We start from the raw sequence: 26963 nt of genomic DNA on the forward strand, positions 1-26963 counted from the left end.
ACTCCGCTGAACGTCAGCGCACGGCGCTGAGCGCCGCCGAGCCGATGCGGTCCACGGTGGTGAAGTCACCGGCGACGATGCGGTTCTTCATGACGCCGACGGCCAGCCCGGTCGCGGTGTCGGCGAAGGCCGCGGTGCCGCCGCTGCCCGGCATGCCGAACACGGTCGGCGCCGCCAGCCCGGGGGTGAGCCCGATCCCGTAGCCCAGCCCCCACGTCGCCCGCACGCCGGTGACCTCGTCCAGGCCGCTCACCGCGGGCGCGGACAGCTCGCGCAGCCGCGCCGGCGGCACCAACTCGCCCGTCAGCAGCGCGTCGTACACGCGCGCCACCGCGCGGGCGGTCATCGTGCCGCCGGCCGGGATCTCGGCGGTGAGCACGTCGCGCCGATTGCTGAACGCGGCGCCCGGCAGGGCCGCCACCGGCATCGCGGTGTAGCCGCCGACCACCCGGAAGAACGGGTTCCCACCGCCCGGCGGCGTCGGCGGGGCGGCCTCCTCGATCCGCGCCAGCCGCCCCAGCTCCGCCTCCGGCACGGCGCAGAACAGCTCGCCCGAGACCCCGAGCGGCCCGGCCACCTCCTCCTCCAGCACCCGCGAGATCCGCTCGCCGGTGACCCGGCGCACCACCTCGCCCAGGAGATAGCCGAACGTCTGCGGGTGGTAGCCGCACCGGATGCCCGGCTCCCACCACGGCTCGGCGTCGGCGAGGGCCGCGCACATCCGGTCCCAGTCGCACAAGTCCTCCGGCGTGGTCGCCACGGGCACGCCGGGCACACCTGCCTGATGGGAGAGCGCGTGGCGGATCGTCGCCCGTTCCTTGCCCCGCGCGCCGAACTCCGGCCACAGCTCGGCGATCGGCGTGTCGTAGTCCAGCACCCCCCGCTCGGCCAGCACGTGCACCACGGCCGCGGTGACGCCCTTGCCGGTCGAGGTCGCGTACACGGGAGTGCCGGACGTGAACGGCCGGCCGGTCTCCGCGTCCGCCACCCCGGCCACCACGTCCGCCAGCAGCTCGCCCCGCCGGTAGACGGCGACCTGCAGCCCGCGCTCCACCCCCGAGGCCACCAGCTCGTCGGCGATTCCCTGCATGATCTCTTGCATCGGGCCCCCCGTGAGTCTCGGCACCGGGTTGGACCTCCCTGCCGGGCGGAACTCATCGCAGACGCTGTCCGGGGCAGGTCAGCGCGTCGCGGACCCCGGCTCGGGGACGTCCCCACGCCGGTGGCGGGCCGTCGCCGTGACCACCAGCTCGGCCAGCCCGGCCGGCCCGGCCACCTCGGTCACCTCGAACCCGGCCGCGCCGAGGATCGTGCGTAACGCCAGCCGCACCGCGGTGCGGATCGTGTCATGACGGGCGGGGTCCCCGGACGGAACGCTCCAGCGCACCACCACGCCGCGCTCGGGGTCGCGCCACACGCTGAGCCCGCCGTCGGCCGGCTTGCGTGACGGCTCCACGGCGAACCCGGCATCCCTGAGCTCCCGGCACACCAGGGTCTCCAGCTCCGCCACGTTCATGGCATCCCGCTGCCCGCGACCGCCCCGCGCGAACCTACCGCCGGGTGCGACAGCCCTTCCCGTCCGTACGATGGCTGACGTGATCATCGAGGAGGCGGTGGCCGTCGCCCGCCGCTGGGCGCGTGACGAAGGCGCCCGCCTGCCCGGCTTCGGCGGCGCCTTCCTGACCGGGTCGGCGCTCTGGGCGCCGCCCGGGTCCGCGCTGCCGCCGCACTCCGACGTGGACGTGCTGGTGGTGCTCGACGAGCCCGCCGGTCACGGACGCAAGCTCCGGTACGGGGGAGCGCTCCTGGAGGTGTCGTACGTGCCCGCCGCGCAGGTGGCGTCGGCCGACGACGTGCTGGGTCACTACCACCTGGCCGGCGCCTTCCACCGGCCGGGCGTGCTGGCCGACCCCACCGGGCGGCTGTCGGCGCTCCAGCGCGAGGTTTCCCACCGGTTCGCCGAGCGGCGCTGGGTGCTGGCCCGCTGCGAGCACGCACTGGAGACGGCCCGCACCCGGCTGACCTCGACCGGATCGGCCGGGCCGCTGCCCCAGCAGGTGAACGCGTGGCTCTTCGGCACCGGCGGGACGGCGCACGTCCTGCTGGTCGCGGGGCTGCGCAACCCGACCGTCCGCCGCAGGTACGCCGCCACCCGCGAACTGCTCGCCGGCCGCGGACTGGCCGATCACCACGAGTTCCTGCTGGACCTGCTCGGCTGCGCCGCCATGACCCCGCGGCGGGCCTCGCGCCACCTGCACGGCCTGGAGCGGCTCTTCGACACGGCCAAGAACGTGGACGCCCCCGCCTACCCGTTTAACTCCGACATCACCGACACCGCGCGGCCGGTCGCCATCGACGGCTCCCGGGCCCTCATCGACGCCGGTCTCCATCGGGAGGCGGTCTTCTGGCTGGCGGCCACGTACGCGCGCTGCCTGCTCAAGCTCTCCGCAGCCGGTCGGCCCGCGCCCGCGGACGGCCTCCTCGACCTGCTCGCCGACCTCGGGGCGGACACCCCCGCCGCCCGCGGCTCCCGGGCCGCCGCCGTCCTGGCGGCGCTTCCCTCCCTGCGGCGCACGGCCGAACACCTGGCCCCACCCGGATGACCGCTCACTGGAGCGGGACGCTTCGTCAGGCGGTGACGGCGTGCAGCGCGCCGGGGTGGCGGCCGGTCAGGTGGTCGAGTGCCGCGGCCGTGGCCTCGTCGGCGGGAAGGCAGACCACCAGCCGCTGCTCGGCGTCGGACAGGTCGAGCGACTCCGCCACCAGCCGGAGCTCGCCCGCACCCGGATGGGCCAGCCGCTCCCGGCGCGGCGCGGCGGGCGGTGCCGACGGCGTGCCGAGCAGCTCGGTGAACGCCGCCCCGGCCGTGATCGTCAGCTCCTCGATCAGGTCGTCGGCGTACGGGTCGCCGATGGCGGCGGCCAGCCGCAGCGTGGTGGCCTGCCCGGCGGCAACCGCGCGCCACTCGGGGAACGCCGCCCGCGCGCGCGGATCGGTGAACACGTAGCGCGCCAGGTTGGGCCGGTCACCGTCGAGCACGCCCAGCGCCTCCACCGTCCGGGCATATCCGACGGTGTACGCCAGCACGTCGGACAGCCGGTTGAGCAGGACGGCCGGGGCCGGCTCCAGCCGGTCGAGCAGGGCGCGGAGCGTGGGCCGCACCGTGCTCGCGGGCGAGGGGAGTACTGAGGGGCAGAGCAACGCGTCGCCGCTCACCAGCTTGGCCAGGTGGCGCAGGTGGAGCCGCTGCTCGAAACCCAGCCCGAGCACGTCGGCGAGCGCGCCCAGCACCTGGGCGGACGGGTTGCGGTCGCGGCCCTGCTCCAGCCGGGTGAGGTACTCGACGCTGATGCCCGCCAGCGTGGCCAGCTCCGCCCGGCGCAGCCCTGGAGTGCGTCGCCGTGACCCCTCCGGCAGCCCGACGTCGGCCGGCTTGACCGCTTCCCGGAGACCTCGGAGGTAGGCGGCCAGTTCGTTCCCGCTCACGCCGAGCAGTCTAGGCGCGCCGATCGCCCGTAGGGTGGCCCTGCCGGAGCCAGTCTCCGCCCGGTCTCCCTCCCCGGCCGCCGTTCCGCGAGCCTGGACGTCGTACGGAACGCACTCATCGAAAGGGAGACGGTCATGCGATATCGGTTGCTCGGGCGTACGGGATTGAGGGTGTCGGAGCTGTTCCTCGGCGCGATGACGTGGCGGGCGGTGACGCCCGAGGTGCGGGAGATGCTCGGTCTGTACGAGGAGGCGGGTGGCAACGTCGTCGACACGGCCTCCGCCTACGGCGAGTCGGAGAGCGTGGTCGGCGAGGTGCTGGAAGGGCGGCGGGACCGGTTCGTGCTCGCCACCAAGTACACCCTGACCCGCGACGACACCGACCTCAACGCCGCGGGGAACCACCGCAAGAACCTGGTGCTGTCCCTGGAGGAGAGCCTGCGGCGGTTGCGCACCGACTACGTCGACCTGCTGTGGGTGCACGTCTGGGACCGGCACACGCCGATCGAGGAGACGATGCGGGCCCTGGACGATCTGGTGCGGGCGGGCAAAGTGCTTTATGTCGGGATATCGGATGCGCCGGCGTGGGTGGTGAGCAGGGCCAACACGCTGGCGGAGTGGCGCGGCTGGACCCCGTTCGCGGGCCTCCAGGTGCCCTACAACCTGCTCTGGCGCGACATCGAGCGCGAACTGCTGCCGATGGCGGAGGAGACGGGGCTGACCGTGGCCGCCTGGGGGACGCTCGCGCACGGGGTGCTGTCGGGCAAGTACACCGCCGGCCCCGCTCCCGAGACGCCCACCAGGCTCGCGCCCGCCTCGGTCACCGAACGCGATCACACGGCGGCCAGGGCCGTCCTCAAGGCGGCGGCCGACCTGGGCGTCACGCCGTCACAGGTGGCGACCGCCTGGACCATGGCCCGCTCCCGCGTCGTCCACCCCATCGTCGGCGCGAGCAGCCCCGGCCAGCTCGCCGACACCCTCGCCGCCGTGGACGTCACCCTCCCGGAGGAGGCCATGAACCGCCTGGCGGAGGCGGCCCCCTTCACCCGCGGCTTCCCGGCCGACTTCATCGACGAGTGGGCCCCGGTCTTCGGCAAGGCCTACCACCGCCTGGACGGCCGCCCCTGACCCGCCCCCACGGAGGTGATGGCTCGCCAGGGGTGAACGGTCAGGCGCGGGGGTGGATGGTCACCCCTCCGACCCGTCAGGCGCGGACCTGGAGGCCCAGGGCGGTGGCGATGATCGTGGCCTGGTGGGGGTCGATGGTGGCCTTGTGGAGGGTGACGGTCTGGGGGTCGAGGGTGCTCAGGTCGCTGCCGCGCAGGTCGCAGGAGGTGAGATCGGTCTGGCGGAGCGACGCGGCGGTGAGGTCGCAGCCGCGCAGCGTGGAGCCCTCCAGCTTGGCCCCCGACAGGTCGGCCTCGCGCAGGCGGACCCCGTCGAACGTGCTGCCCCGCAGGTCGGCCCCGGCCAGCGAGGTGAAGGACCAGTCGCCGCCGTCGACCTTGAGCAGCCCGAACGTGCACCCGGCGAACGTGCTGCCGGTCATCTTGCAGCCCCGGAACGTGGCGTCGAAGAACGAGCAGCTCCGGAACGTACAGGCGACGAACGCGGCGCTCTCGTGCGCCGACACGTTGAGCCGGACGTTGCTGAACGTGCACTCCTCGAAGACGGCGCGGTCGTCGGCCGTCTCCATCATGTCGAGGTCGACGAAGTGGACCCGCTGGAAGGTCTCGCCGTCGAGGTCGCGGTCGTCCCAGTCGCCGGGACCGATCGTGGTGTCCGCGGTCACGCGGGTGGTCATGACGCGCTCGCCTCCTTCGCTGAACGGAGCCCAGCCTCGCACGTCCCACCGACAGTTCGGGAGGCGGCCGCGCCCCTCCCGCGAGAGGCGCGTCTCGCAGGAGGGGAGGGGTCAGGCGCGCTTGGCGATGGCTTCGAAGAGCGGCTGGACGAGCTTGGCCGCCAGGGGGCCGAAGGCGGCGAGGATGAGCACGTAGGCCGCCGCGAGAGGACCCAGGTCGGGGTGGGCGCCGGCCGCCACCGCCAGGCCCGCGATGACGATGTTGAACTCGCCGCGCGGCACCAGCGCGATGCCGGCCCGGGCCTGACCGGCCTTGGAGATGCCGGCCCGCCTGGCCGCGTACATGCCCGTCGCGAGCTTCGTCAGCATGCTGACCAGGGCCAGCGCGGCGGCGATCCCCGCCACCGGAAGGATCTTCGTCGGATCGGTCTGGAGGCCGAAGAAGACGAAGAACACGGCCGCGAACAGGTCACGCAACGGCGCCAGCAGCGCCTGCGCGTCGTGCGCGAGCTGCCCCGACAGCGCGATGCCGACGAGGAAGGCGCCGACCGCCGCCGACACCTGCAGCTCCTGCGCGATGCCGGCCACCAGCAGCGCCAGGCCGACGATCTTGAGCAGCAGCACCTCGTTGTTGGGGCTGGCGACGAACGCCTCGATCCACTTGCCGAACCGCAGCGCGACCAGCAGCACCACGGTCACCGTGGCCAGCGCGATGCCCACCGCGATCGCCCCGTTGAGCAGGCTGAGGCCGGCCAGGGTGGCGGTCAGGATCGGCAGGTAGAGCGCCATCGTGAGATCTTCGAACACGAGCAGCGACAGCACGGTCGGCGTCTCGCGGTTACCGATCCAGCCGAGATCGCTCAGCACCTTGGCCGTGATGCCGGACGAGGTCGCGTACGTGACGCCGGCCATGGCCAGGGCGGCCACCGGCCCCCAGCCGAGCAGCAGCGCCAGGATCGCGCCGGGCGCGGCGTTGAGCACCAGGTCGACGATGCCGGCCCGGGCGTTGCCCTTGAGGCTGGAGACCAGCTCGTCGGCGTTGTATTCCAGACCGAGCGTCAGCAGCAGGAGGACGACACCGATCTCCGCGCCGATGGAGATGAACTCCTCGCTGGTGGCCAGGGGCAGCACGCCGCCGGTGCCGAAGGCGAGGCCGGCGATCAGATAGAGGGGGATGGCGGAGATGCCGGCGCGCAGCGCCAGTGCTCCGAGCACGCCAAGGCCGAGGAGGACGGCCCCGAATTCCAGGAAGATTATCGCGGTGTGATGCACCCGGCCTAGCCCTCTGCCAGGATGACGCCGACCTCGGACGTGCTGTCGGCGCTGCCCACCACCACGACGATGTCACCGGAGGTGAGCACGAAGTCGGGACCCGGGCTGGCGTACACCTGCCCGTTGCGGACGATGGCGACGATCGACGCGTTGGTGCGGGTCCGCACTCGCGCGTCACCCATCGGCCGGTTCACGTACGGAGAGTTGGCCGGGATCGGCAGCTGGAGACTGACCAGCCCTTCGACCTCCTCGTGCGCCTGGTTCAGACGCGCCACGATGCGGGGCGCGCCGAGCAGCTCCACCAGGGCGTCGGCCTCCTCGTCGTTGAGCTTGACGACTTCGCAGGCACGATCGGGGTCGTCCTTGCTGTAGATGACGAGATCCCGCCGCCCCGTGCGGTGGGAGATCACCCCTACTCTGCGCCCAGCCTGTGTCGTGAACTCATGGCGCAGCCCAATGCCCGGCAGCGCCGTCTGCTCGACCTCCACAGCCGTATCCCACCTATCCGATTCCGAAAAATAACGCGGGCCACCTTACCAATCCTTGTGCACCGTATTGGCACCGAGCACCCCTGAGATTCCAGGTGAGAGGTAGGGTGCGGGGCGGGATCACCGAAAGGGCGCCAGTTCTAGGGAGAGTCGTGGTGTCACCCTCGCAGGAGCCGCACGCGCCCGACCCGGTCCGGCTGATCCTCGTGGAGGACCACGACATGGTGGCCGAGGCGATCGCGATGGCGCTGGGCAACGCCCCCGGCTTGCGGGTGGTGGCCAGGTTCAGGTCGGCGGCCGACGCCGTGGCCGGGGTCCGCGCCCACCGTCCCGACGTGGTGGTGCTGGACCGGCGGCTGCCCGACGGCGACGGCATCGCGGCCATCGGCCGCATCACCCAGGAGGCGCCCGGCGTCCGCGTGCTCGTGCTGACGGGCGAGGCGTCGCCGCCCACCGCGGTGCGGGTGGTGGAGGCCGGCGGCGCGGGCCTGGTGGTGAAGTCGTCGGGGCTGCGCGAGCTGGAGTCGGCGGTGCGCGAGGTGGCGGCGGGCGGCGTGGCCTTCGCGCCCGACCTGCTGCCGGCGGTGCTCGACCAGCTCGCCGGCCGCGGCCGCGCCGGGGGCGGGACGCTGACCGGCCGGGAGCGGGAGACCCTCCAGCTGCTCGCCGAGGGGGTGAGCACCGACCAGCTGAGCGAGCGGCTCGGCATCGCACGCAACACCGCGCGCAACCACATCCAGCGGGTGCTGGAAAAGCTCGGCGCGAGGTCCAAGCTGGAGGCCGTGGCCATCGCCCGGCGCGAAGGACTGCTCGACTGACGCTCCACCGATGCCTCCACCGATGCCTCGACCGATGCCTCGACTGATGCGTATGCACTACGTGATGTCCTGCATCCGCACTGAAAGGGCAAGCGCGGTTGCGTCTCGCGGTCAAGGCTCGGTTGTCCGAAAGTAGGACCATGGCCACGGAACTGGACTCACGCACGGTGGAATGCCACCTCGCCGAGGAGATGGGCAGCATCTCCCTCGCGCGGCAGGCCACCCGTGACGCCCTGGCCGAGTGGGGCTACCGCGGCCGGGGCGAGGACGTCCTGCTCGTGGTGTCCGAGCTGGTCACCAACGCGCTCGTGCACGCCTCGGGCGGGCCGACGCTGCGTCTGACCGGCGGTTCCGGCCACATCCGCGTCGAGGTGGGCGACTGCGGCGAGGGCGAGCCCGAGCCGCGCGCCCCGGGCCCGGCCGACGGCTGGGGCCTGCACGTCATCGCCAAGCTCTGCACTTCCTGGGGCACCTCCCGGCACGAGGGCGGAAAGGTGGTGTGGTGTGAGCTCGCGGCGCCGCTCGCCCTCGCCGCCCCCACCGGCTGAGAAGATCACGTTCCCGGTTCGGGCCGTCACCGTGCGAAGCTGCACTATGCCCGAGCACGACGACATCGACCTCGAACTCCTCCTGCGGAGCCTCGTCGACTACGCGATCTTCATGCTGGATCCCGGCGGCAACGTCCTGAGCTGGAACTCCGGCGCCCAGCGCATCAAGGGTTACACCGCCGACGAGATCGTCGGGCGTCACTTCTCCGTCTTCTACCCGCCCGACGACAACGCCGAGGGCAAGCCCGCGCGCGGGCTGGAGATCGCCGAGGCCGAGGGCAGGTTCGAGGACGAGGGCTGGCGGGTGCGCTCCGACGGCACCCGGTTCTGGGCCAACGTGGTGATCACCGCGTTGCGCGACCCCGAGGGCCGGCTGCGCGGCTTCGGCAAGGTGACCCGCGACGTGAGCGAGCGGCGCAACGTCGAGCGCGCGCTGGACGAGCGCGGCCGGCTCCTCGCCCACCTGGTCCGGGCCCAGGAGAAGGAGCGCCGGCGCATCGCCTGGGACGTGCACGACGACACCATCCAGTCGATGGTGGCGGTCGGCATGCGTCTGCAACTGCTGGCCTCGACGCTGTCCGCCGAGCACGCCGAAGCCGCGCTGCGGCTCAACGACACCGTCAACGCCGCCGTCGGCCGCCTGCGCAATCTCACCTTCGACCTGCACCCGCCGGGGCTCGACAGCGGCGGCCTGGTCGACACCCTGTCCGGCTACCTCGACCAGGTCGTCTCCGGCGCCGGCCTGGCCTACGACCTCGTCCCCGACCTGGACGAGGAGCCGCCGCCCGAGACCGCCATCACCGTGTTCCGGATCTGCCAGGAGGCACTCACCAACGTCCGCAAGCACGCCCGTGCCACCTCCGTGCGGGTCTCGCTCGCCTCGGCCGACCACGGCGTGCACGTCAAGGTCGGCGACGACGGCGTGGGCTTCGCCGACCCGGACGACACCTCCGCCCGGCGCGGGCACTTCGGCCTGATCGAGATGCGGGAGCGGGCCGAGATCTCCGGCGGCTGGTGGCAGTTCCACAGCCGGCCGGGCGAGGGGTCCACCGTGGAGTTCTGGATTCCCGCCGTGCGTCCGGGACAGCCATGAGCGGCACACCGGGCCGCCTGACGGTCCTCATCGGCGACGACCAGCCGCTGATCCGCGAGGCGCTCAGCGAGGTGCTGGCGGCCGAGCCCGACCTGGACGTGGTCGCGGTGGCCGCCGACGCCCGGGAGGCGGTGCGGCTGGCGGTCTGTCACGAGCCCGCGGTCGCCATCCTCGACGTGCGGATGCCGGGCGGCGGGGCGTGGGCGGCTGGGGAGATCCGCCGGCTGTCGCCCGCCACCCGGGTGATGGCGTTCTCCGCCTACGGCGACTCCCACTCCGTCGACGAGATGCGCCGCGTCGGCGTGCGCGAATACGTGCTCAAGGGCCTGCCCAACAGCGACATCGTGGCGGCCGTGCGCCGCACGGCCGCCACCTCCTGACCTCCGTCAGATCAGCTCCAGCGCCTGCCTGGCGATCTCCCACTCCTCGTCGGTGGGGATGACGAGGACCGCCACCTCCGCCCCCGGCGGCGAGATCGCCCGCTCCCCGCCGTCGTCGGCGCCGTTGCGCTCCGGGTCCACCGTGACGCCTAGCCGCCCCAGCCCGGCCAGCGACGCGGCCCTGGTCGCGGCGTCGTGCTCGCCGACGCCGCCGGTGAACACGATCGCGTCCACCCTGCCCAGCACCGCGTAGTACGCGCCCACGTACTTGCGGACGCGCCGGCAGTAGACGTCCAGCGCCAGCAGCGCCTCGGGGTCGCCGTCCGCGGCGCGCTGCCGTACCTCGCGCATGTCGCCCGTGCCGGCGAGGGCGAGCAGGCCGCCGTGGCGGCCCAGCGCCTCCTCCACGTCCTGCGTGTCGAACCCGGCCACCCGGCCCAGGTACGCGCAGAGCGCCGGGTCGACGTCGCCCGACCGGGTGCCCATCACCAGGCCCTCCAGCGGGGTCAGCCCCATGGAGGTGTCGACGCTGCGCCCGCCCTCGATCGCGGTGGCGCTGGCGCCGTTGCCCAGGTGCAGCACGACCAGGTTCAGCCCGGCCGGGTCGCGCTCCAGGAACGCGGCGGCCCGGCGCGACACGTACGCGCACGAGGTGCCGTGGAAGCCGAACCGGCGCACGCCCAGCCGCTCGCGCCACTCGCGCGGCACCGCGTACGTGTACGCCTCGGGCGGCAGCGACCGGTGGAAGGCCGTGTCGAACACCGCCACCTGCGGCACGCCGGGGAAGGCCGCCTGCGCCACCCGGATGCCCGCCACGTTCACATGGTTGTGCAGCGGGGCGAGCGGCGCCAGCGCCTCGACGGCGGCGATCACCTCCTCGTCCACCAGCGCCGCCGCGCCGAACCGGTCGCCGCCGTGCACCACCCGGTGGCCGACCGCCACCGGGTCCAGCTCGGGCCCCGCGACCCGGAACGCCTCCAGCACCGCCTCCAGCCCCTGCGCGTGGTCCGCGTAGACGCCCTTCCTCTCGTACGGGGGAGCGTCGCCGGAATGGTGGGTCAGCAGGCCCTCGCCCCCGTGGATCCGCTCGATCACGCCGCGCGCCGGCCGGGCGCCCGACTCGGCGTCGATCAGCTCGTACTTGATGGACGAGGAGCCCGTGTTCAGGACGAGGATGCGTGCGGCCATGTCCACGACCTGATCTCGGGGGCGTCCTCGCCGTACATGCGGGTGTAGGCGCGGGCCTCCAGGCGCGCGTCGGACATGCGCTGGCGCAGGTGGGCGGCCTTCGAGCCGAGGCCGGGCACCCGGTCGATCACGTCCATGACCAGGTGGTAGCGGTCGATGTCGTTGAGCATGCACATGTCGAAGGGCGTGGTCGTGGTGCCCTCCTCCTTGTAGCCGCGCACGTGCAGGTTGGCGTGCCCGGTGCGCCGGTAGGTGAGCTGGTGGATCAGCGTCGGGTAGCCGTGGAAGTTGAAGATGATCGGCCGGTCGGTGGTGAACAGCGTGTCGAACTCGGAGTCCGGCATGCCGTGCGGGTGCTCCGACGGCGGCTGCAGCCGCATCAGGTCCACCACGTTGATCAGCCGGACCTTCAGCTCCGGCAGCTCGTCGCGCAGGATCGAGGCGGCGGCCAGCGTCTCCAGCGTCGGCACGTCGCCCGCGCAGGCCAGCACCACGTCCGGCTCGGTGTTGCCGTCCGTGGACGCCCACGGCAGGATGCCCAGGCCGCGCGTGCAGTGCGCGATCGCGTCCTGCATGCTGAACAGGTCGAGCACCGGCTGCTTGCCCGCCACGATCACGTTCACGTAGTCGCGCGAGCGCAGGCAGTGGTCCGTGACCGACAGCAGCGTGTTCGCGTCCGGCGGCAGGTACACCCGCACCACCGACGCCTTCTTGTTCACCACCACGTCCAGGAAGCCCGGGTCCTGGTGGCTGAAGCCGTTGTGGTCCTGCCGCCACACGTGCGACGACAGCAGGTACGTCAGCGAGGCCACCGGCCGCCGCCAGGGGATCTTCTGGGCGGTCTCCAGCCACTTGGCGTGCTGGTTGAACATCGAGTCCACGATGTGGATGAACGCCTCGTAGCAGTTGAACAGGCCGTGCCGCCCGGTCAGCAGGTAGCCCTCCAGCCAGCCCTGGCACAGGTGCTCGCTGAGCACCTCCATGACCCGCCCGGCCTGACCCAGGTGCTCGTCGGTGGGCAGCCGTTCGGCCTCCCAGGTGCGATCGGTGACCTCGAAGACCGAGCTGAGCCGGTTGGAGGCGGTCTCGTCCGGCCCCATCAGCCGGAACGTGTCCGGGTTGCGCTCGATCACGTCGCGCAGCAGCCCGCCCATCACCCGGGTCGGCTCCGTCGACTGCGTGGCCGGCAGCTTCACCTCCACGGCGAGGTCGCGGAAGTCCGGCAGCCGCAGCGGCTTCAGCAGCTCGCCGCCGTTGGCGTGCGGGTTGGCGCTCATCCGCAGCTCGCCGCGCGGGACGGTGTCGAGGATGCCCCGCACCGGCCGGCCGCCGTCGTCGAACAGCTCCTCCGGCTTGTACGAGCGCATCCACTCTTCCAGCAGCACCAGGTGCTCGGGGTTGTCGTGCACCGCCGACAGCGGCACCTGGTGGGACCGCCAGGTGCCCTCCACGGGCAGCCCGTCGACCTCCTTCGGACCCGTCCAGCCCTTCGGCGTGCGAAGGATGATCATGGGCAGGCGGCGTTCGGAGCCCTCCCGGTACGCGGCGATCTGCTCGAACGCCTCGTCCAGGGTGCGCGCCATCTCCTCGTGGTCCGGGCCGACGATGTACGGGCGGTACCCGTACCCCTCCATGAGCTTGAGCAGCTCGTCCTCGGGGATGCGGGCCAGCACCGTCGGGTTGGCGATCTTGTAGCCGTTCAGCGCGAGGATCGGCAGCACCACGCCGTCGCGCTCGCGGTTGAGGAACTTGTTGGAGTGCCAGCTCGCCGCCAGCGGGCCCGTCTCGGCCTCGCCGTCGCCGATGACGCAGGCCACCACCAGGTCCGGATTGTCGAACGCGGCCCCGTACGCGTGCGCGAGCGCGTACCCCAGCTCGCCGCCCTCGTGGATGGAGCCGGGGGTCTCCGGCGCGACGTGGCTGGGGACACCGCCGGGGAAGGAGAACTGACGGAACAGGGCCCGCATGCCCGCCTCGTCCTGCGTGATGTCCGGGTAGCGCTCGGTGTAGGAGCCCTCCAGCCAGGAATGCGCCACCGCCGCGGGGCCGCCGTGCCCGGGGCCGGCGATGTAGATCATGTCCTGGTCGCGCTCGCGGATGACACGGTTCAGGTGCGCGAAGCAGAAGTTCAGCCCGGGGGTGGTGCCCCAGTGGCCGAGCAGCCTCGGTTTGACGTGCTCGGGGCGCAGCGGCTCACGGAGGAGGGGGTTGTCCAGCAGGTAGATCTGGCCCACTGACAGATAGTTGGCCGCCCGCCAGTAAGCGTCGATGGTGTCCATGTCACCAGAACTGCCCCCTTTGCGGCATCGGTGAACAGAACACGTTGGGTCAGCGCTGCCTACCGTTCGCCATGAGTCGGTGGTTAGGGTGCCGGTTATGGCATTGCGCAGCTCCCAGTGGTACGCGGGCGACGACAGGAACTCCTACATTCACCGTGCCTGGATGCGCCGCGGCCTGCCGCGGGACGCCTTCACCGGTGAGCGGCCGCACATCGCGATCGCGAACACCGCCTCTGATCTGACCCCCTGCAACTCCCATCTCGACGAGGTCGCCAAGAGCGTCGAACAGGGCGTGTGGGCGGCCGGCGGCGTGCCGCTCAACCTGCCCGCGCTCTCCATCGGGGAGACCAACGTCCGGCCCACCGCCATGCTCTGGCGCAACCTCGCCGCCATGGCCACCGAGGAGATGCTGCGCGCCAACCCGATCGACGGCGTGGTGCTGCTCGGCGGCTGCGACAAGACCATCCCGTCGCTGCTGATGGCCGCCGCCTCCGTGGACCTGCCCGCCGTGGTGATGCCCGGCGGCCCCATGCTCACCGGCCGCTTCCGCGGCGTACCGCTCGGCTGCGGCACCGACGTGTGGCGGCTCAGCGAGGAGGTGCGCGCCGGCACGCTCTCCCGCGAGGCATTCCTGGAGTCCGAGTCGTCGATGATCCGCAGCCGGGGACACTGCAACACCATGGGCACCGCCTCCACCATGGCCTGCATGGCCGAGGCGCTCGGCATGACCATCCCCGGCACCTCAGGCACCCCCGCCCCCGACAGCAGACTGCTGGAACGCGCGCACGACACCGGCCGCCTGTCCGTCGAGCTGGTCCGCGAGGGCCGCCGCCCCAGCCACGTGATGACCCGCGCCTCCTTCCTCAACGCGATCGTCACCCTGGCCGCCATCGGCGGCTCCACCAACGCCGTCGTCCACCTGCTCGCCATCGCCGGCCGGCTCGGCGTCGAGCTGGAGCTGGACGACTTCGACCGCACAGGGTCCGGCGTCCCGCTCCTCGTCGACCTGCAGCCCGCCGGACGGCACCTGATGGAAGACCTGTTCAGGGCGGGCGGCCTGCGCGCGGTGTTCAAGGAGGTCGCCGACCTGCTCGACCCGTCCGCGATCACCGTCACCGGCCGGCCGCTCGGCGACTATCTCGACGGGGCCGAGATCTGGGACGAGACCGTGATCAGGCGGCGTGCCGACCCGCTCCAGCCCGACGCCGGCATCGCCGTGCTGCGCGGCAACCTCGCCCCCGACGGCGCCGTCATCAAGCCCGCCGCCGCCTCGCCCGAACTGCTGCGCCACCGCGGCAGGGCCGTCGTCTTCGACAGCATCGAGGACGTCTACGCCCGGCTCGACTCGCCCGACCTGGACGTGGACGAGACCTCCGTGCTGGTGCTGCGCGGCTGCGGGCCCCGGGGCTACCCCGGCATGCCCGAGGTCGGCAACCTGCCGCTGCCCGCCAAGCTGCTGGCCAAGGGCGTGCGCGACATGGTCCGCATCAGCGACGCCCGGATGAGCGGCACCGCGTACGGCACCGTCGTGCTGCACGCCGCCCCCGAGGCCGCGGCCGGCGGGCCGCTCTCCCGGGTGCGCACCGGCGACCCGATCGTGCTCGACGTCGCCGCCCGGCGGCTCGACGTGGACCTGCCCGAGGCCGAGCTGGCCGCCAGGGAGCCGGTCATGACAGGCCACGCCCGGCCCGTGCGCGGGTGGGAGCGCCTGTACGTGGAGCACGTGCTACAGGCCGACCGCGGGGTCGACCTCGACTTCCTCACCGGGTCGAGCGGGGACGCGGTGGGCCGCGAGTCCCACTGAGCCGCGCGGGCCCCGGGTCCGGATCCCGTCACCGGCAAAGAGTCCGCTCCGCCATGCGCGGAATCGGCGAGTTCGGGTAGGCGGGTACGGGACGATGGGATCAGGCGTTGATCGTTGGTGACGGCTGCGAGGAGGCTACGTGAACGGCGACATCACCCAGAGCCAGGAGTGGGCGGCGCTGGAGAAGCACCACGGCGAGCTGGCGGGCAAGCACTTGCGCGAGCTGTTCGCCGACGACCCCGCCCGTGCCGGGCGCATGACGCTGACCGCCGGCGACCTCTACCTCGACTACGCCAAGCACCGCGTGACCGGCGAGACCATCGAGCTGCTGGTGCGGCTGGCCGAGCGGGCCGGGCTGCGCGAGCGCGTCGAGGCCATGTTCACCGGCGCGCGCATCAACGTAAGCGAGGACCGCGCCGTCCTCCACACCGCGCTGCGCGCCCCCGCCGACGCCGCCCTGGTGGTCGACGGCCAGGACGTCACGGGCGACGTGCACGCCGTGCTCGACCGGATGTCCGCGTTCGCCGACCGGGTGCGCGCGCAGGAGTGGCGGGGCGCCACCGGGCAGCCCATCGCCACCGTGGTCAACATCGGCATCGGCGGCTCCGACCTCGGCCCCGCCATGGCCTACGAGGCGCTGCGCGACTACGCCGACGCCGGCGTCGAGGCCAGGTTCGTCTCCAACATCGACCCGGCCGACATCACCGGCAACCTCCGCGGCCTCGACCCCGCCACCACGCTCTTCGTGGTCAGCTCCAAGACCTTCACCACGCTCGAGACCCTCACCAACGCCAAGGTCGCCCGTGACTGGCTGGTCGGCGCGCTCGGCGAGGACGCCGTCGCGCAGCACTTCGTGGCCGTCTCCACCAACGCCGAGAAGGTCGCCGAGTTCGGCATCGACACCGCCAACATGTTCGGCTTCTGGGACTGGGTGGGCGGCCGCTACTCCTTCGACGGCGCGATCGGCCTGTCCCTCATGATCGCGGTGGGGCCCGAGCGGTTCCGCCAGATGCTGGCCGGCTTCCACACCATCGACCACCATTTCCGCACCGCGCCGTTCGAGGCCAACATGCCCGTGCTGATGGGCCTGCTCGGGGTGTGGTACGTCGACTTCTTCGGCGCCCAGACCCGGGCCGTGCTGCCCTACAGCCAGCGCCTCCACCGCTTCCCCGCCTACCTCCAGCAGCTCACCATGGAGTCCAACGGCAAGTCGGTGCGCGCCGACGGCACCCCCGTCACCTGCGACACCGGCGCCATCTTCTGGGGCGAGCCGGGCACCAACGGCCAGCACGCCTTCTACCAGCTGCTCCACCAGGGCACCCATCTGGTGCCGGCCGACTTCATCGGCTTCGCCGAGCCGCACGACGACCGCGCGGGCATGCACGACCTGCTCTCCGCCAACCTCTTCGCGCAGACCTCGGCCCTCGCGTTCGGCAAGACCGCCGAGGAGATCGCCGCCGAGGGCACCGCCGCCGGCGTCACGCCGCACAAGGTCATGCCGGGCAACCGGCCCACCTCCACCATCCTGGCCCCCAAGCTCACCCCGTCGACCCTCGGCCAGCTCGTCGCCCTGTACGAGCACGTCGTGTTCGTCGAGGGCACCATCTGGGGCATCGACTCCTTCGACCAGTGGGGCGTCGAGCTGGGCAAGAAGATGGCGCTCGACCTGGCGCCCGCGCTGACCTCCGACGAACCGCAGGCCGACTTCCCCGATCCCTCGACCGAGCGGCTCGTCCGCGTCTACCGCGAGCTGCGGGGCCGGTCCTCATGAGCCACCATGAGGGCATGGACATCATGGAGATAGCGGAGAAATCACGCGATTCCGCGAACGTCAAGCGCGTCTTCGGCGACCCGGTCCAGCACGGCGACGTGGTCGTCATCCCCGTCGCCAAGATCGCCTACGGCGGCGGTGGCGGCATGGGGCAGGGCGAGGCGGAGAAGGGCGACTCGGGCAGCGGCAGCGGCCTCGGCTACGGCGTGGCCGCCACTCCCGCCGGGGTGTTCGTGGTCAAGGACGGCGATGTCCGCTGGCATCCGGCCGTCGACGTCAACCGCATCGTGGTCGGCGGCCAGTTCGTCGCCGTGGTGCTCCTGCTCACCCTGCGCGCCCTCATCAAGCGCCGCCGTCGCCGGCGCCACTGATCCCCAAGGAGCACCACCTGTGTCCTCGCTGACCGTGTCCCTCGCCTTCGGCGGTGTGGTGCTGCTCGGCGCCATGTCGCCCGGCCCCGACTTCGCCGTGGTGGTGCGCCGCTCCGCCGGGTCGGGGCGCGGGCCGGGCATGGCCGCCGCCCTGGGCATCGCGGTCGGCGTGTTCGCCTGGGTCGTGGCGGCGGCGCCGACGCGCTCTCGCTGTCCCTCATCGCCCTCGGCGGGACCACCCTCTGGTTCCTGGTGGTCGCCAACGTGGTGAGCGCCCTGCGCGCGTTCTTCGCCCGCCCCGCCGTCCGGCGCACCCTCGACGCCCTCACCGGCACCGCCCTCATCGCCCTGGGCATCAACCTCGCCGCATCCACCCGCCCCTGATCTCCGCCGGGGTGGTTCTCGTACGGGAACGTCCGCATCGAGGCCTGACGCAGGCGGCCCAGCGGAGGGGGTCAGGAGACGGCGACGCCGAGGAGGTGGCCGATGCCGAAGGTCACCGCGGCGGCGCCGACGCCCAGCACGAGCTGGCGCAGGCCGCCGAGCCACCACGGGCGGGCCGTCAGCCGTGCCACGATCGACCCGAACCCGAACAGGCCGAGCACGCTCAGCACCACCGCCAGCGTCAGCCCCGACGCGCCGAACAGGAACGGCACCAGCGGCACCAGCGCACCCGCCGAGAACGCGCAGAACGACGAGAGGGCCGCCAGCCTGGGCGACGGCAGGTCGTCCGGGTCCACCCCGAGTTCTTCGCGCACGTGCACCCGGAGCGCCCGCTCGGGGTCGGCCGACAGCCCGGCCGCGACCCGTTCCGCCAGTTCAGGCTCCAGCCCGCGCGCCTCGTAGAGTGCGGCCAGTTCGGCGCGCTCGCCCTCGGGGTTACGGGCCAGCTCGCGCCGCTCCACGGCGATCTCGGCCCGCATCAGCTCCGTCTGCGACTTGACCGACGTGTACTCGCCGGCCGCCATCGAGCACGCACCGGCCACCAGCCCGGCGAACCCGGCCAGTACGGCGCCGCGTCCGGCACCCGTGGCCCCCACCACACCGGCGATCAACGCGAAGTTGGAGACGAGCCCGTCCATCGCCCCGAACACCGCAGGCCGCAGCCACCCTCCGGTGACGTCACGGTGGCTGTGGTGGATCTCGGGCGAGTACGTCCGCTCCAGCTCGATGGTCATGAAGTCCCTCCCGTATGGTGCGTTTCAATCCGACATTAGGCATGTGTCGGAAAGATCCGCAAAGAAGGAGAGGCTTGCCTGACCTGCGGTTCTGTGATGAATACGAACAGGTGGACGAGTCTTTTAGGATCTCCTAACCGGGCGTCCGGCAGTGACGAAAGTCACACTCGGGACGCGGGCTCGGCGACGGGCAGCGAGGCCTCCAGAGCGGCCTCGGCGACGCCGATCAGGCGGGTGCAGTCGTCGATCGCCCCCGCGAGCAGGTCGTGCAGCATGGTGTCCGGGTCCTCGATGCACGCCTGGACGATCCCGACGACGGCCAGCTGCACGGCGTTCGGGGCGGCGTACCTCCGGAAGCCCTTTTCGGTGATCTTGGCTGCCCTGCTGAACTTGCGTGCCTGCGCGGCCGCCTGCGGGACCTGGTCCATCGCCTCCTGGCTGCGCGGGCTCAGCCGTCCCGGCGGGACGCCGTCCAGCCTGGCGAGCACCTCCTCCGCCGCGAGGATCGAGACCGCGAGGGCGAGCTGGCGCTCGGCGGCGGCCACGGGCAGCGCGGTGGTCGCGCACCGGAGCGCGATGTGGGCGTCCACGCGCAGGTCCGTGCTGGTCAGCCCGATGATGGACGGGACCAGGTGGACGAGGCGGTTGCGGGTCTCGTCGGCGGTGTTGTCGTTGACGAGCCGGGCGAGCGCCGCCAGCAGCGGGTGGGTGCAGGCTGGGTGGTCGCTCCACCGTTCTCCGGCCAGATAGGACGCGAATTCCATGAAGCAAGCACCACGCTTCGGGTTGCGATGCCTGCCGCGGGACAGAACCGGCATGTGATCAAGGTGATTGTCCACGGGTGCTCCACTTTGTGGTGTTTCGCCGTCTTTCCAGTCTGCGCCGACAACTGCCCTAACGCCAGTGAATAAGACCGTCCCCCTCCTGAGTAGGCGATGGGGTTATAGAGGGGTTATGGTGGGGTTAGCCAAAGGAGGCGGACGATGCCGAAGATCAACGTGTACCTGCCGGACGACCTGGCGGAGGCGGTCAAACAGGCGGGGGTGCCGGTCTCAGCCATCTGCCAGCGGGCCCTGGAACAGGCGGTCCGCCGGGTGACCGCGATCCGCGAGACCGCGCCGGCGGACCTCGACCTCGACCGGCCGACCGGCGCCCTGACCCTGCTCACCCCACGCACCCGTACGGTCCTCAAGCTCGCTTCGGCGCGGGCCGGGTCCGGGGGCGTGGAAACCGAGCACCTTCTGGCGGGCATGCTGGCGGAGGGCACCAACCTCGCCCTGCACGTCCTGCGCGCCATGGACATCGACCCCGGCCGGGTGAGCCGCGACCTGACCATGCGCATGCCTGAGGACGGGGTGGGCGGGGAACTGGGACGGCCCGCAGGCACCGGGCCCGGGGAGACGCCGGGACGATCCCCCGAGGGCGGGTCCCCTGAGGACTCGGGCCGCCCCGAAGGCAGTGACAGTGGCTCTGGTGAGGGACCGGGACTGCCGGAGGGTGGCGGGTCTGCTGGGGTGTCGGGGCGGCCGGAGCACGGTGGGTTCGGTGGGAAGCCGGGACCGTCCGAAGGCGGCGGGAGTGTGGGCGGCCCGCCGGGGAGCGGTTCTCCGGGGGCGGAGGGGCGGCGGTTCGGGGTGGGGGCGGCGAACGCGTTGGAGTTCGCGGTCAACGAGGCGATCTCGCTCGGGCACAACTACGTCGGCTGCGAGCATCTGCTGCTCGGGCTGGTCGCCGAGCCCGACGGGATCGCCGGGCAGGTGCTGCGCGGGCTGGGCGCCGAGCTCCGGCCGACCCGCCGTGCTGTCGTGGCGGCCCTGGCCGGGTACGTGCACCTGCGCGCCGAGTCCGGCCGGCGAACCCCCGCACCCACCGGCACCGGCGCGGGCCAGGTTCCCGGCCAACCCATCGGGCAGGGCACGGGGTCGGTGGCCGACCCGGCGGCCATGCTGACCGCCGTACTCAAGGAGCAGCTCGCGCCCGTCGTCCAGCGGATCTCCAGGCTGGAGGAGCACCTCGGCCTGGGCTCCGGCGACTGACGATGCGGATCTCCCGAGCCCTGCGCGGCCGAGCGTTCCGGTATGCGGTGGTGGCCGTCGTCATGGTGGGCATCCTGGTCGCCACCACCTGGTGACCAGGAGGGTGTGCCGGGAGACGGCACCGGGCTGCTGATCTCGTGCCGGAAGGCGCCCCTCCTGGACAGCCCGTCCGCGGTCGTCGCGTGCTGGACCTGCGGCTGGGAGCGTGACGTCCCGGATGGCCCGTCGTCGGCATGACCAGGAATCCGCGGGATCCGAGTCCGGTGCCCGGCGGGTCATCGCCGGGGGCGGCGGCGCTGGTGGGGGCCATCGGCCCCATCGCCGGGAGCGTCGCCGACCTCGACGCCGTGCTGCGGTCGATCACCGGCCCGGACGGGATGGGCGCGGGCGTGGGGCCCCGGTGAGGCTCCACGGCAGCCCCGCCCCAGGAGCGCCGGCTCAGCTCCAGCACCTCCTCCCGCACGTCGGCCGGTCGGGCGCCCGCGCCCCGGCCTCCGTCAGCGCCGCCATCGCCCACGCCGCGGCCCCGTGGTCCTCGTCCCCGCCTTGGTCTCTACCCGCAGCTCGGTGAGGCGTACGGCGGCGGGATCGCCGAGCGGCACCGGCGGCGCGGAGGGGTACGGCGGCGGGATCGCCGAGCGGCACCGGCGGCCGGACGTGGGGGGCCGTGCGGGGGCTTGGCCGGGCAGGTGGTCGGCCGGCCGGGGGAGGACCATGTCGCCTCGCGGTCCGGATCGAGCGTGACCTGGGCGGCTGGGACACAAGCGCGCAGAACGGGGATGCGCCGTGCTACGTTGCCTGCTGATCTCCGGCTCGAGTGCCGCCGGCGGCCCGGTCCGGGGCCGCCGTCCCGGACTCCTTCTCCGTAGAGGGGGCAACGGTGAGGTGGGCGTATTTCCTGCTGGTCGCCTCGGCGCTGTGGTGGGCGGCGCCGCCCGCGCACGCCGCCGAGGAGGAGGCCTCGGTGGCCCTCATCGGCGTCCCCGGCCTGCTCTGGGAGGACGTCGACCCGCAGGTGACGCCCAACCTGTGGCGGCTGGCGGGGGAGAGCGACCTGGGTTCGGTCTCGGTGAAGACGGTGGGCACCCTCGCCTGTCCGTACGACGGATGGCTCTCGGTGTCGGCCGGCGTCCGCTCCGCCGTCGGGCAGCGGTGCGGGCTGCCGCCCGAGCCCGAGCAGACGGGTGCGGGTGCGCGGGTGCCCGGCTTCGAGGGGCTGCGCGCGACGCGTGACGGCACGTACGCGGGCACGCTCGGCGCCGCGGTGCACGCGGCCGGGCACTGCACGACCGCCGTCGGCGCGGGCGCCGCGCTCGCGCTGGCCGACGTCGACGGCAAGGTGGACGTGTACGCGCCGGAGCCGGCCGCGCTGGCCGACTGGTCGCGCTGCCGGGTGCTGGCCGTGGACGTGGACGAGCTGATCCGCCCCTACCTCGCGGAAACCGGCAAGCTGCCCACCGTGCCGGAGGCGCTGACGCCCGAGCAGCGGCGTGCGGCGGTGCGGGCCGCCGACGCGGAGGTCGGCGCCGCCCTGGCGAAGCTGCCCGCCGGCGCCCAGGTGGTGCTGAGCGGCATCGGCGACCACGGGTCGGTGCCCCACCTGCGGGTGGCGATGTGGAAGCGGGCCGAGGCGTCCGGCGCGCTGCTCGGCACCGCCTCCACCCGGCGCGACGACATCGTCATCGTCACCGACACGACCCCGACCGTGCTGGGCGCGGTCGGCATCCCGGTCCCGCAGACCGTGATCGGCCTGCCCTGGGCGGCGGGGGAGCGGCTGTCGCTGGAGGACGCCGTCGCCGAGCTGCGCAGGGCCGACCTGATGGGCACCGGCATCCGCAACACCACGGGCCTGTTCTTCACCGGCTTCGCGATCGTCACGGTGGTGTTCTACGCGATCGCCTACTACGTGCTGTCACGCCGCAAGAAGGCCGGCGCGGTCGGCGTGGTCGCCCTCGGCCTGGCCGCCGTGCCCGTCTCCACCTATCTGGTGAACGTGTTCCCGTGGGGCCACGGCCCGTACCCGATCGCGCTGGTGATCGCCGGTGTGGTGGCCATCGCCTCGGCCATCACCGCGGTCGCCGTGCTGGGGCCGTGGCGCCGCAGCCCGGTGGGCCCGCCCGCGGCGGTGGCGGCGATCATCGGCCTGGTCATGGTGACCGACCTGCTGACCGGCACCAACCTGCAGTTCAACAGCCTCATGGGCTACACGGCCGTGGTGGGCGGGCGCTACTACGGGCTGGCCAACATCCCGTTCGCGCTGCTGGCCACCTCCGTGCTGATGACGACGGCGGTGGTCGCCGACCATCTCGTGCGTGCCGGGCGCCGGCGGGCGGCGGTGGCGCTGGTGTCGGCGCTGGGCGTGACCGCGATGCTGCTCGCGGGCTGGCCGGGCATCGGCAGCGACTTCGGCGGCGTGATCGCGTTCGTGCCCGGCATCGCGGTCACCGCGCTGCTGGTGGCGGGCAAGCGGGTGTCGGTGCTGAAGTTCGTCGGGTTCTGCGTGCTCGGCGGGGTGACGGTGTCGGCGCTGGCGGTGCTCGACTACATGCGGCCGGCGCCGTCGCAGACCCATCTGGGCCGGTTCGTCGGCATGGTGCTCGACGGGACGTTCATGCCGATGATCCTCCGCAAGCTGGGGGCCATGCTCAACACCATGCTCTCGCCCAACCTCATGCCGATCGTGATCACCGGCCTGGCGTTCCTGATCTTCGCGATCCTGCGGCCTGACAAGATCAGCGCCGGGGTGGTGCCGCTGGCGTTCGAGCGCGCGCCCATGCTGAAGGCCGGGCTGATCGGCACGCTGGTCAGCGGCGTGGTCGGCATGCTGGTCAACGACTCGGGTACGGCCGTGCTGTCCATGGTCGTGGCGGTGGCCGTGCCGCTGGTCCTGTACGCGGGCATCAACAGCGCGCCGCTGGAGGAGCCGCTGCCCGACGAGAGTCCGATCCCCGCGAAGATCTGAAATTTTCTTTTAGTTCACCCCAAAGTCTTGAAACTTATGTGCACGAGCGATTGCATTCGGTCGTGCAGACCCTCCGTTTACTGGCCGCCGCGGCGCTCGTGCTCACCGCGGCCGCGCCCGCACAGGCCGATCCCGCACCCCCTGTAGAGGACGCGCCCAAGGCGTCGTCCTACCCGCCCCCCTCGACGCTGGTCGCCGCAGAGGCGACCGGCGACCGGCTCGACACCGCCAAGAAGACCAGGCCGGTCGCGCCGGGCATCACCCTCACCTCGTTCGACCGGCTGGACCCGCTGGGCTGGCTGCGCGCCGACGCGCTCACCGCCGAGCTCGGCGGCAAGAACAAGGCCGACTACGTGTTCTCCGGCGAGGTGTCCAAGACCGAGCCGTTGTCGGGCCCCGCCAGGCGGTCGCGGGCCGTCGCCGCCGTCAACGGCGACTTCTTCGACATCAACAACTCCGGCGCCGCCCAGGGCGTCGGCGTGCAGACGGGCGAGCTCGTCCAGTCGCCGATGGCCGGCCACGACAACGCGGTCGCGATCAGCGGCGACGGCGTCGGCCGGGTGCTCAAGATGTACTTCGAGGGCACCGCCACCCCCGAAGGCGGTTCCCCGGTCACCCTCACCCAGTTCAACCAGCGCATCCAGAAGGACGGCGTCGGGCTCTTCACCCCGCTCTGGGGCTCCTACACCCGGGCCCGCGCCGTCGAGGGCGCCGCCGCCGTCACCGAGGTCGAGCTGAAGGACGGCGTGGTCACCGCGGTCCGCCAGGCGGCGGGCGACGGCCCCATCCCGGCCGGGACCACGATCCTGCTCGGCCGCGACGCGGGCGCCGCCGCCCTGGCCGGGCTCAAGGCAGGCGACGAGGTCGAGGTCGCGTACCGGCCCAAGGCCTCCGACGGCAAGGACGTCAAGGCCGCGGTCGGCGGGAACTGGGTGCTGGTCAAGGACGGCCAGGCGCAGCACTCCACCGACCAGTCCGCCCACCCGCGCACCGCGGTCGGCTTCACCGCTGACGGCAAGAAGATGATCCTGCTCACCGTGGACGGCCGCCAGGCCGACAGCCGCGGCGTCACCCTGGACGAGCTGGCCGCGATGATGGTCGAGCTGGGCGCGGCCGACGCGCTCAACCTCGACGGCGGCGGCTCCTCCACCATGCTCGCCCGCGAGCCCGGCCAGGCGGACGTGCAGGTCGAGAACAGCCCGTCCGACGGCGGCGAGCGGGAGGTCCCCAACGGCCTGGCGCTCTACGCCCCCGAGGGCAGCGGCACGCTCAAGGGCTTCTGGGTGGAGACCGCCGTCGACCCCGCCAGGGCTCCCGGCGCGGCCCCCGTCGGCGGCGGGCGCCCCGAGCGCGTCTTCCCCGGGCTCACCCGCAAACTGACCGCGGCGGGGTACGACGAGACGTACGGTCCCGCGTCCGGGGCGCCGATCTGGCGGAGCTCGCCGGCCGTGCACGGCATCGTCAGGAACGGCACGTTCCACGCCCTGGTGCCCGGCACCACCACCGTCACCGCCTCCCGGGGCCGGGCCGACGGCTCCCTGGAGCTGACCGTGCTGCAGCCGCTCAAGCGGCTCGGCGTCACCAGCGACCGGGTGGGCCTGGCGGGGGCCGGCGGCACCGCGACGTTCGGCGTCGTCGGCTACGACCGCAACGGCAACACCGCCCCGATCGAGCCGTCCGACCTGACCCTCGACTACGACCGCGCCCTGCTGGAGGTGACCGCGAACGAGTACGGCTCCTTCACCGTCAAGGCCAAGAAGGACACCGGCTCCGGCCTCGTCACCGCCAAGGTCGGCAAGATCACCACGGCCCTGCCGGTGACCGTCGGCTTCGAGGACCAGCCGGTCGCCGACTTCGAGAACGCCGCCTCGTGGGCGTTCGCCGCCGCGCGGGCCACCGGCTCGCTCTCGGCCGCGCCCGGCCAGACCGGCGGCGGGCTCAAGCTCTCGTACGACTTCACCCAGTCGACGGCGACCCGGGCCGCCTACGCCAGCCCGCCGCAGCAGCTCGTGATCGACGGGCAGCCGCAGGCGTTCGGGCTGTGGATCCACTCCACCGGCAAGGGGGAGTGGCCCAGCCTGGAGTTCTACGACGCGCTCGGCCAGTCGCAGATCCTGCGCGGCCCGTACCTGACGTGGACCGGCTGGCAGTTCGTCGAGTTCGCGGTGCCGCCGGGTGTCAGCTACCCGCTCAAGCTGCGGCGCTTCTACGTGGCCGAGACCAAGGCCGACGCCTCCTACACCAACGAGATCCTGATCGACGGGCTGGTGGCCAAGGTGCCGCCGTCGATCGAGTCGCCGGAGGCGGAGAAGGTCGCCGACCCGGTGGTCAAGCCGGACGTGGCCGACCAGCCGTGGCGGTTCGCGGTCATGTCGGACGCGCAGTTCGTCGCCCGGGATCCCGACAGCGACCTGGTGCGGGGCGCGCGCCGCACGCTCCGCGAGATCAAGGCCGCGAACCCGGACTTCCTGCTCATCAACGGTGACCTGGTGGACGAGGCCTCGCCGGAGGACTTCGCGCTGGCCAAGCGGATCCTCGACGAAGAACTCGGCGATGACCTGAAATATCACTACATCCCGGGTAATCACGAGGTGATGGGCGGCCAGATCGACAACTTCAAGGCCGTCTTCGGCGACACGTACCGGACCTTCGACCACAAGGGCACCCGCTTCATCACGCTGGACACCTCCCGCCTCAACCTGCGCGGCGGCGGTTTCGCGCAGATCGAGCTGCTCCGCGCGAAGCTGGACGAGGCCGCCCGCGACCGCTCGATCGGCTCGGTCGCGGTGCTGTTCCACGTGCCGCCCCGCGACCCCACCCCGGGCAAGGGCAGCCAGCTCGGTGACCGCAAGGAGGCCGCGCTGGTGGAAGGCTGGCTGGCCGACTTCCAGCGGGAGACCGGCAAGGGGGCGGCGTTCATCGGCGGGCACGTCGGCACCTTCCACGCCTCCCGCGTGGACGCGGTCCCGTACGTCATCAACGGCAACTCCGCCAAGAACCCGGCCACCCCGCCCGGCGACGGCGGCTTCACCGGCTGGTCCCTGTGGGGCGTCGACCCCGTCACCGAGAAGGAGGCCGAGCACGTCAAGCGCAACTGGTTCGCCGACGCGCCGGAGTGGATCGGCGCCCAGCTGCGCCCGCACGTCGACGAGCTGACGCTGACCGCGCCGGCCACGGTCGCGGTCGGCAGCCCGGGCACGGTCGCCGCCACGGTCCGGCAGGGCACGCGTGACGTGCCCGTCGCCTACCCGGTGTCGGCGCGCTGGTCCGGCTCGCCGAACCTGCACATCGGCTCGCGCGCCGGGGCCAAGCCGCGGCACGTCGCCGTGCTCGACCCCGGTACCGGCACGCTCACCGCACTGCGCGCCGGCGAGGTGACGGTCGCGGTCACCGTCAACGGCGTCACCCGGCAGGCCGCCGTGGCCATCACCGCCAAGTCCGCAGCCAAGACAGCGGCCTAGGCAGCCGGATTCCGCCTGATCACG

Annotated in this window: 25 protein-coding genes; 15 read left to right on the forward strand and 10 right to left on the reverse strand. The window is 72.6% G+C overall.

The window, feature by feature from the left end; translation table 11 throughout:
• Nucleotides 1-13 precede the first annotated feature (13 nt).
• Together ACGFI7_RS28115 and ACGFI7_RS28120 are read right to left on the reverse strand one after the other, a co-directional pair.
• Nucleotides 14-1102 carry a serine hydrolase domain-containing protein gene (locus ACGFI7_RS28115; RefSeq protein ID WP_393409723.1) on the reverse strand — a complete coding sequence of 363 codons (1089 nt, stop codon included), beginning with the start codon at nucleotides 1100-1102 and terminating at the stop codon, nucleotides 14-16.
• Between the two features lie 78 nt (nucleotides 1103-1180).
• On the reverse strand, nucleotides 1181-1516 hold the full coding sequence (locus ACGFI7_RS28120; protein WP_393409724.1) for a hypothetical protein: 336 nt from the start codon (nucleotides 1514-1516) through the stop codon (nucleotides 1181-1183).
• Nucleotides 1517-1586: 70 nt separating this feature from the next.
• Here ACGFI7_RS28120 and ACGFI7_RS28125 point away from each other — a divergent pair, with 70 nt between their 5' ends.
• On the forward strand, nucleotides 1587-2603 hold the full coding sequence (locus ACGFI7_RS28125) for a hypothetical protein (protein ID WP_393409725.1): 1017 nt from the start codon (nucleotides 1587-1589) through the stop codon (nucleotides 2601-2603).
• 25 nt (nucleotides 2604-2628) lie between these two features.
• Here the strand turns inward: ACGFI7_RS28125 and ACGFI7_RS28130 are convergent, their stop codons facing one another.
• Nucleotides 2629-3486: a helix-turn-helix domain-containing protein gene (locus ACGFI7_RS28130; protein WP_393409726.1), complete on the reverse strand. Its 858-nt coding sequence runs from the start codon at nucleotides 3484-3486 to the stop codon at nucleotides 2629-2631.
• Nucleotides 3487-3621: 135 nt separating this feature from the next.
• On the opposite strand from ACGFI7_RS28130, the gene ACGFI7_RS28135 reads away from it, so the two are divergent.
• A complete protein-coding gene (locus tag ACGFI7_RS28135; RefSeq protein WP_393409728.1) occupies nucleotides 3622-4614 on the forward strand; it encodes an aldo/keto reductase in 993 nt (330 codons plus the stop codon).
• Between the two features lie 76 nt (nucleotides 4615-4690).
• Here ACGFI7_RS28135 and ACGFI7_RS28140 read toward each other — a convergent pair whose 3' ends face one another.
• From ACGFI7_RS28140 to ACGFI7_RS28150, 3 genes are all read right to left on the reverse strand, one after another.
• The gene (locus ACGFI7_RS28140; RefSeq protein WP_393409729.1) at nucleotides 4691-5290 is read right to left on the reverse strand and encodes a pentapeptide repeat-containing protein; all 600 of its coding nucleotides are present in this window, start codon (nucleotides 5288-5290) and stop codon (nucleotides 4691-4693) included.
• 111 nt (nucleotides 5291-5401) lie between these two features.
• Entirely contained in the window at nucleotides 5402-6562 is a 1161-nt protein-coding gene (locus ACGFI7_RS28145) for a cation:proton antiporter (RefSeq protein ID WP_393409730.1), read from the reverse strand.
• 5 nt (nucleotides 6563-6567) lie between these two features.
• On the reverse strand, nucleotides 6568-7050 hold the full coding sequence (locus tag ACGFI7_RS28150) for a cation:proton antiporter regulatory subunit (protein ID WP_393409732.1): 483 nt from the start codon (nucleotides 7048-7050) through the stop codon (nucleotides 6568-6570).
• 155 nt (nucleotides 7051-7205) lie between these two features.
• Here ACGFI7_RS28150 and ACGFI7_RS28155 point away from each other — a divergent pair, with 155 nt between their 5' ends.
• The 4 genes from ACGFI7_RS28155 (at nucleotide 7206) to ACGFI7_RS28170 (ending at nucleotide 9889) form a co-directional block, all read left to right on the forward strand.
• A complete protein-coding gene (locus tag ACGFI7_RS28155; RefSeq protein WP_393409733.1) occupies nucleotides 7206-7868 on the forward strand; it encodes a response regulator in 663 nt (220 codons plus the stop codon).
• Nucleotides 7869-8008: 140 nt separating this feature from the next.
• Nucleotides 8009-8416 (forward strand): ATP-binding protein, encoded by a 408-nt coding sequence (locus ACGFI7_RS28160; protein WP_393409734.1) that lies wholly within the window; start codon nucleotides 8009-8011, stop codon nucleotides 8414-8416.
• Nucleotides 8417-8462: 46 nt separating this feature from the next.
• Nucleotides 8463-9509, forward strand: a complete 1047-nt coding sequence (locus tag ACGFI7_RS28165) for a PAS domain S-box protein (protein WP_393409735.1) — start codon at nucleotides 8463-8465, stop codon at nucleotides 9507-9509.
• Nucleotides 9506-9889: a response regulator transcription factor gene (locus tag ACGFI7_RS28170; protein WP_393409736.1), complete on the forward strand. Its 384-nt coding sequence runs from the start codon at nucleotides 9506-9508 to the stop codon at nucleotides 9887-9889. Before ACGFI7_RS28165 ends, ACGFI7_RS28170 begins: the two co-directional genes overlap by 4 nt.
• Before the next feature lie 6 nt (nucleotides 9890-9895).
• Here the strand turns inward: ACGFI7_RS28170 and ACGFI7_RS28175 are convergent, their stop codons facing one another.
• Together ACGFI7_RS28175 and ACGFI7_RS28180 are read right to left on the reverse strand one after the other, a co-directional pair.
• A complete protein-coding gene (locus ACGFI7_RS28175; RefSeq protein WP_393409737.1) occupies nucleotides 9896-11077 on the reverse strand; it encodes an acetate/propionate family kinase in 1182 nt (393 codons plus the stop codon).
• On the reverse strand, nucleotides 11053-13356 hold the full coding sequence (locus tag ACGFI7_RS28180) for a phosphoketolase (protein WP_393409738.1): 2304 nt from the start codon (nucleotides 13354-13356) through the stop codon (nucleotides 11053-11055). The genes ACGFI7_RS28175 and ACGFI7_RS28180 overlap by 25 nt, the downstream gene beginning before the upstream one ends.
• Before the next feature lie 97 nt (nucleotides 13357-13453).
• Here ACGFI7_RS28180 and ACGFI7_RS28185 point away from each other — a divergent pair, with 97 nt between their 5' ends.
• From ACGFI7_RS28185 to ACGFI7_RS28205, 5 genes are all read left to right on the forward strand, one after another.
• Complete coding sequence (locus ACGFI7_RS28185) at nucleotides 13454-15160, forward strand: IlvD/Edd family dehydratase (RefSeq protein ID WP_393409739.1); 1707 nt, start codon at nucleotides 13454-13456, stop codon at nucleotides 15158-15160.
• Between the two features lie 139 nt (nucleotides 15161-15299).
• Nucleotides 15300-16931: a glucose-6-phosphate isomerase gene (pgi, locus tag ACGFI7_RS28190; protein ID WP_393409740.1), complete on the forward strand. Its 1632-nt coding sequence runs from the start codon at nucleotides 15300-15302 to the stop codon at nucleotides 16929-16931.
• A 14-nt stretch (nucleotides 16932-16945) separates the two neighbouring features.
• Nucleotides 16946-17302: a spore germination protein GerW family protein gene (locus tag ACGFI7_RS28195; RefSeq protein ID WP_393409741.1), complete on the forward strand. Its 357-nt coding sequence runs from the start codon at nucleotides 16946-16948 to the stop codon at nucleotides 17300-17302.
• A gap of 19 nt (nucleotides 17303-17321) precedes the next feature.
• Complete coding sequence (locus tag ACGFI7_RS28200) at nucleotides 17322-17573, forward strand: LysE family transporter (protein ID WP_393409742.1); 252 nt, start codon at nucleotides 17322-17324, stop codon at nucleotides 17571-17573.
• On the forward strand, nucleotides 17555-17686 hold the full coding sequence (locus ACGFI7_RS28205; RefSeq protein WP_393409743.1) for a hypothetical protein: 132 nt from the start codon (nucleotides 17555-17557) through the stop codon (nucleotides 17684-17686). The genes ACGFI7_RS28200 and ACGFI7_RS28205 overlap by 19 nt, the downstream gene beginning before the upstream one ends.
• Nucleotides 17687-17757: 71 nt before the next feature.
• Here ACGFI7_RS28205 and ACGFI7_RS28210 read toward each other — a convergent pair whose 3' ends face one another.
• Both ACGFI7_RS28210 and ACGFI7_RS28215 read right to left on the reverse strand, forming a co-directional pair.
• Nucleotides 17758-18480 (reverse strand): VIT1/CCC1 transporter family protein, encoded by a 723-nt coding sequence (locus tag ACGFI7_RS28210; RefSeq protein WP_393409745.1) that lies wholly within the window; start codon nucleotides 18478-18480, stop codon nucleotides 17758-17760.
• Nucleotides 18481-18641: 161 nt separating this feature from the next.
• A complete protein-coding gene (locus ACGFI7_RS28215; protein WP_393409746.1) occupies nucleotides 18642-19244 on the reverse strand; it encodes a hypothetical protein in 603 nt (200 codons plus the stop codon).
• Between the two features lie 219 nt (nucleotides 19245-19463).
• Between ACGFI7_RS28215 and ACGFI7_RS28220 the strand changes: the two genes are divergently transcribed.
• The 4 genes from ACGFI7_RS28220 to ACGFI7_RS28235 all read left to right on the forward strand — a co-directional run bounded on the left by ACGFI7_RS28220 (nucleotide 19464) and on the right by ACGFI7_RS28235 (nucleotide 26939).
• Nucleotides 19464-20516 (forward strand): Clp protease N-terminal domain-containing protein, encoded by a 1053-nt coding sequence (locus ACGFI7_RS28220; protein ID WP_393409747.1) that lies wholly within the window; start codon nucleotides 19464-19466, stop codon nucleotides 20514-20516.
• A gap of 233 nt (nucleotides 20517-20749) precedes the next feature.
• Nucleotides 20750-20920 (forward strand): hypothetical protein, encoded by a 171-nt coding sequence (locus ACGFI7_RS28225; protein ID WP_393409748.1) that lies wholly within the window; start codon nucleotides 20750-20752, stop codon nucleotides 20918-20920.
• A gap of 476 nt (nucleotides 20921-21396) precedes the next feature.
• Nucleotides 21397-23478, forward strand: coding sequence for a hypothetical protein (locus ACGFI7_RS28230; RefSeq protein WP_393409749.1), 2082 nt, complete (start codon nucleotides 21397-21399; stop codon nucleotides 23476-23478).
• Nucleotides 23479-23540: 62 nt separating this feature from the next.
• Entirely contained in the window at nucleotides 23541-26939 is a 3399-nt protein-coding gene (locus tag ACGFI7_RS28235; protein WP_393409750.1) for a phosphodiester glycosidase family protein, read from the forward strand.
• Nucleotides 26940-26963: the final 24 nt, after the last annotated feature.

The organism is Nonomuraea sp. NPDC048826, from assembly GCF_043198225.1.
Classification (GTDB): domain Bacteria; phylum Actinomycetota; class Actinomycetes; order Streptosporangiales; family Streptosporangiaceae; genus Nonomuraea.